Here is a 4,071-nt window from a genome sequence, read left to right as displayed (position 1 = left end):
GGGTGTGGTGGAGGGTGCGGAGCGGGTGGCGCGGGTGTGGGCGCACATGGCGGTGAACTTCGAGCGGGGTGGTTCGCCCGCCTACGCGGAGATCGCGCGTGGGGTGGTCGCGGACGCGGAGTTGGTGGGGTTGGTGATGTCGCTGCCGGTGGGTGACAAGCGGCAGCCGAACCTGTTGTTGGGGGCGGTGCGGTATTTGGGTGGGCCGGTGTCCTCTTTCGAGGTGTGGCGGGCCTTTGTGGTGGAGCAGTGGGAGCGTGTGGCGGGGGTGGTGATGGCCAGATCGACCCAGACCAACGAGGTGCGTCGGTGCGCCACCTTGTTGCCGGTGTTGGCCCGGTTGCCGGGGCCGTTGGCGTTGATCGAGGTGGGGGCGTCGGCGGGGTTGTGTTTGTACCCGGATCGGTACCGGTATTCCTTTGATGGGGCGGTGCCGTTGGGTGCGGGGTCGGGTCCGGTGTTGGAGTGCGCCACCGAGGGTGGGGTGCCTGTTCCCGAGCGGGTGCCGCAGGTGGTCTGGCGTGCGGGGATCGACCTGAATCCGTTGGTGGCGGGGGATGAGGGTGATGTGCGGTGGTTGGAGGCGTTGATCTGGCCGGGGGAGCAGGAGCGGGCGCGGCGTGAGCGGTTGCGGGGGGCGGCTGCGGTGGTGGCCGGTGAGGCGCCGGTGATGGTGGCGGGGGATTTGTTGGAGGAGTTGCCCGGTGTGGTGGCGCGGGCGCCGCGGGGGGCCACGGTGGTGGTGTTGCACAGTGCGGTGGGTGAGTAATGAGGGGTGGCGGGTCTTTCCCGAGTGGGAGGGTGCGCGGCCGGTGGAGGAGACGCTTTTGACGTTGGCGTTGGATGGGCGTGTGGTGGGTTATGCGGGTGAGCATGGTCAGCGGCTGGTGTGGGTTTGAAGGAGGGGGAGGGGTCTAGGGTCGATCGTCGACCCCTGTCCGGTTTCGGGGCCCACCGGTGTGGCCGTGCGCACCAGCTTCACATGCTTGACCTTGCAGGTCGAGAAGGTGTTGTGGTTGGTCGGCGCTCATCTGGGGTGGCTGCGTCGGTGGCTTGGGAGAGCACTGATCGATGAGTTCTCACAGCGCCCGACACACCGAGCGGCGTCAGATTTTCCATCATGGAAGGACCCCGACCCTTACCCGGGCACCTACGCGCCCATCTCCACCATCCGTATGAGGGCCGATCGGGTGGGGTTGATCGATTGGGACGATTCGCACGTCGGTGCTGTGGACTTGGACCTGTTGCTGCCTCATAGTGCCGCCGGTCTCAGCGACGACGCACACGAGATCGCCGCGCAAGCGTTCGTCGCGTGGGATGCCGCCCGTTGCTGGGGTCAGGAGTTCGCAGTCGAGCAGCTCGCGCAGGTCAGAGTGGTCTGATGCCGCGTTGGCGCGCCCACCGACGCGCCGCTCGCTACAGCCTCGATGGTGATGAGCCACCGAAGGACTCGTTGGAGGCGATGGCCACGCTGTTCTTCTCCTCGCGCTCGGTCAGGGCCTGGAACAGTAGCTCAGTGCCGCGCCGGTCCAGCTCCATGTAGCCGGGCTCATCGATGCAGGGCAGATCCACCCGCCCGTAACGGGCGGGTGGTCTTGCCGAGCTGCTTGTCGTCGGAGGCCTCGACCAGTTCGTTGGTGTGGGGGTGGGTCCCGATCCGGGGGGAGCTGTCGGCGATGTGCCACTGCTCGATCAGGGTGTTGAGCTCAGCCAACGAGTCGACCTCGGCCTTGGCTTTGGGGCGGTGGGTCTGGGGCACGCGATCCGGCGTCGGATGGCATCCCCCGCACCACCGCAGTGATGGTGCGGGGCATCGGACCACCCAGGCCAGGCCACGTGGCCCGGGGCGTGAGGAAGACCGGCCCCGCGCATGCGGACCACGGACACGATCCGATGGGGCCGGGCGCGGACCGAACACGGTGGACCAGGTGGACCACAACGCCCAAGACCGTCCGGGGGGCTCGGCCGAGCATGCGCAACCCGTGCTCGGTCTTGAGGAAGGGTCAGTCGAAGCGGTAGGCGTCGACTTCCTTGATGAGGGCGTCGCGGCGCTGGGGTGGGAGGAAGGAGGCGGTGAAGGAGTTGCGGGCCAGGGTGCGCAGGTCTTCGTTGCTCAGGTTCAGGTGTTGTTGGACGCCCAGGTAGTTGTCGTGGACGTAGCCGCCGAAGTAGGAGGGGTCGTCGGAGTTGATGGTGACCAGGAGGCCGGCGTCCATGAGGGCGGGTAGGGGGTGCTCGGCCAGGGTGTTGACGGCGCGTAGGCGCACGTTGGAGAAGGGGCACACGGTCAGGGGTGTGCGGGTGGTGGCCAGGTGGGTGAGCAGGGTGGGGTCGTCCAGGCAGCGGATGCCATGGTCGATGCGTTCGGCGCCCAGGTGGTTCAGGGCCTGCCAGATGTAGTCGGCGGGGCCTTCTTCGCCGGCGTGGGCGACGCGGCGCAGGCCCAGTTCGGCGGCGGCGTGGAAGACCTCGGTGAATTTGGTGGGCGGGTTGCCGATCTCGGCGGAGTCCAGGCCCACGCCGGTGATGTGGTGCAGGTGGGGGCGGGCGGCTTGGAGGGTGTCCATGGCTTCGTCGGCGGGGCGATCGCGTAGGAAGCACAGGATGAGTTCGGTGGAGATGTCGTGTTGGGTGCGGGCTTGGTCCAGGGCCGAGACCAGGCCTTGGATGACGGTGTCCAGGGGGATGCCGCGGTTGGTGTGGGCTTGGGGGTCGAAGAAGATCTCGGCGTGGCGTACGCCTTGGGTGGCGGCGCGGTCCAGGTAGGCGGTGGCCAGGTCGTGGAAGTCCTGGGGGGTGCGTAGGACGTCCATGAGTCGGTAGTAGAGGTCGAGGAAGGATTGTAGGTCGGTGAAGTCGTAGGCGGTGCGTAGGTGTTCGACGTCGGTGTAGGGCAGGGTGATGTCGTTGCGCTGGGCGAGGTGGAAGGCGAGTTCGGGTTCCAGGGTGCCTTCGATGTGCAGGTGGAGTTCGGCTTTGGGGATGGCCATGTGAGCCCGCGATCCTTGTGGTGGGTTTGTAGGGTTTTGGTCATTGTGGCTGATGGTGGGGTGTGCCTGGGTCGGGTGTGGGGGCGGTGTAGGACACACTCACCACACGGGTGAGGGGCGCCCCGATGCGGGGCGCCCCTCACCCGTGTGTGGTGGATCAGCGCTTGTCGTCGCTTTGGCCCGGGGTCCAGTTCAGGGCGCTGGCGCGTTCCATGAACTCCTCCACGGTGATGTCGCCGCGGGCGAAGCGTTCGGCCAGCACGCTGCGGGCGGACTCCTCGGGGCGTGGGGTGCGCGGGCCGGCCCAGGGCGGGGCGTGGCCCTTGCGGCGGGCGATGGTGAAGACCAGGGCGCCCAGGACGAGCAGCATCAGGACACAGAACATGAGGACTCCCGGAACGAAGGGTGGTGGTCCGCCCTGCCAGTGCGGGGCGGCGGCGATGAGTGCGACGGTTTCCATGTCCTCCACCCTGGGTGGGCGTGCGGGTCGCGCGCGTCGGCCCGGGGTCGACACCGCTCCTACGACCGTGGGCGTAGACGAAGATGCGCGCTGGGACCGAGGCGCTGGGGCGGGTCGGGTGTTTAGGGTCGTGGTGTGGCGAAACGTGTGAGCAAGGGCGCCGTGGCCGTGGACGTGGTCCTGGGTGTGGTGCTGGGTGCGTTGGTGTTGTTGTGGGCCCGTGGTTCCTTGGCTTGGGAGCGGGCCGGGGGCGGTGTGGGGGGACCGCCGTGGGCGCGTGGTGGCCCGGGGTGGGAACAGGTGGAGCACGTGGTGTTGCCCTGGGGGGCGATGGCGGGTGTGGGCTTGTTGGTGGTCGCGGTGGTGGTGCGCCGATTTTGGCCTGGTCCGGCGGTGGCGGTGGCCGGTGGCGGTGCGGCGATGGTGGTGGCCTCGGGGGTGGGGGCCTGGCCGTTGGTGTTGATGTGTGCGCTGGTGGTGTTCTCCGCGGCCTCGCGTTCGCCGGTGGGGGTGTTCTTGGCGTGGGCGGGTCCGGTGGTGGTGGGAGCGGCGTTGCTTTCGCAGGTGGGGCGGCCCTGGTGGGGGTGGGTCGATGGTTCGGCTCCGGCGGCGGTGGTGTTC

At 68.5% G+C, this 4,071-nt stretch carries 5 protein-coding genes and 2 pseudogenes; 3 read left to right on the top strand and 4 right to left on the bottom strand.

What is annotated here, in order from left to right:
- Positions 1–4 precede the first annotated feature (4 nt).
- Positions 5–899, top strand: a pseudogene (locus BQ8420_RS06890) (DUF2332 family protein).
- 87 nt (positions 900–986) lie between these two features.
- A complete protein-coding gene (locus BQ8420_RS06885) occupies positions 987–1,382 on the top strand; it encodes a hypothetical protein (RefSeq protein ID WP_143847133.1) in 396 nt (131 codons plus the stop codon).
- Positions 1,383–1,416: 34 nt separating this feature from the next.
- Here BQ8420_RS06885 and BQ8420_RS33130 read toward each other — a convergent pair whose 3' ends face one another.
- From BQ8420_RS33130 to BQ8420_RS06870, 4 genes are all read right to left on the bottom strand, one after another.
- A complete protein-coding gene (locus tag BQ8420_RS33130) occupies positions 1,417–1,539 on the bottom strand; it encodes a hypothetical protein (RefSeq protein ID WP_304528881.1) in 123 nt (40 codons plus the stop codon).
- A 10-nt stretch (positions 1,540–1,549) separates the two neighbouring features.
- Positions 1,550–1,759 (bottom strand): hypothetical protein, encoded by a 210-nt coding sequence (locus tag BQ8420_RS33125; protein ID WP_304528880.1) that lies wholly within the window; start codon positions 1,757–1,759, stop codon positions 1,550–1,552.
- A gap of 244 nt (positions 1,760–2,003) precedes the next feature.
- Positions 2,004–2,990, bottom strand: a complete 987-nt coding sequence (locus BQ8420_RS06875) for an adenosine deaminase (protein WP_087096981.1) — start codon at positions 2,988–2,990, stop codon at positions 2,004–2,006.
- Positions 2,991–3,147: 157 nt separating this feature from the next.
- Positions 3,148–3,450 (bottom strand): SHOCT domain-containing protein, encoded by a 303-nt coding sequence (locus BQ8420_RS06870; RefSeq protein WP_087096980.1) that lies wholly within the window; start codon positions 3,448–3,450, stop codon positions 3,148–3,150.
- A 135-nt stretch (positions 3,451–3,585) separates the two neighbouring features.
- Here BQ8420_RS06870 and BQ8420_RS31330 point away from each other — a divergent pair.
- Positions 3,586–4,071, top strand: a pseudogene (locus BQ8420_RS31330) (sensor histidine kinase); the annotation flags it as partial.

This window comes from Nocardiopsis sp. JB363 (genome assembly GCF_900143625.1).
Lineage (GTDB): Bacteria > Actinomycetota > Actinomycetes > Streptosporangiales > Streptosporangiaceae > Nocardiopsis.
This window is presented reverse-complemented; position numbering and strand designations above follow the sequence as displayed.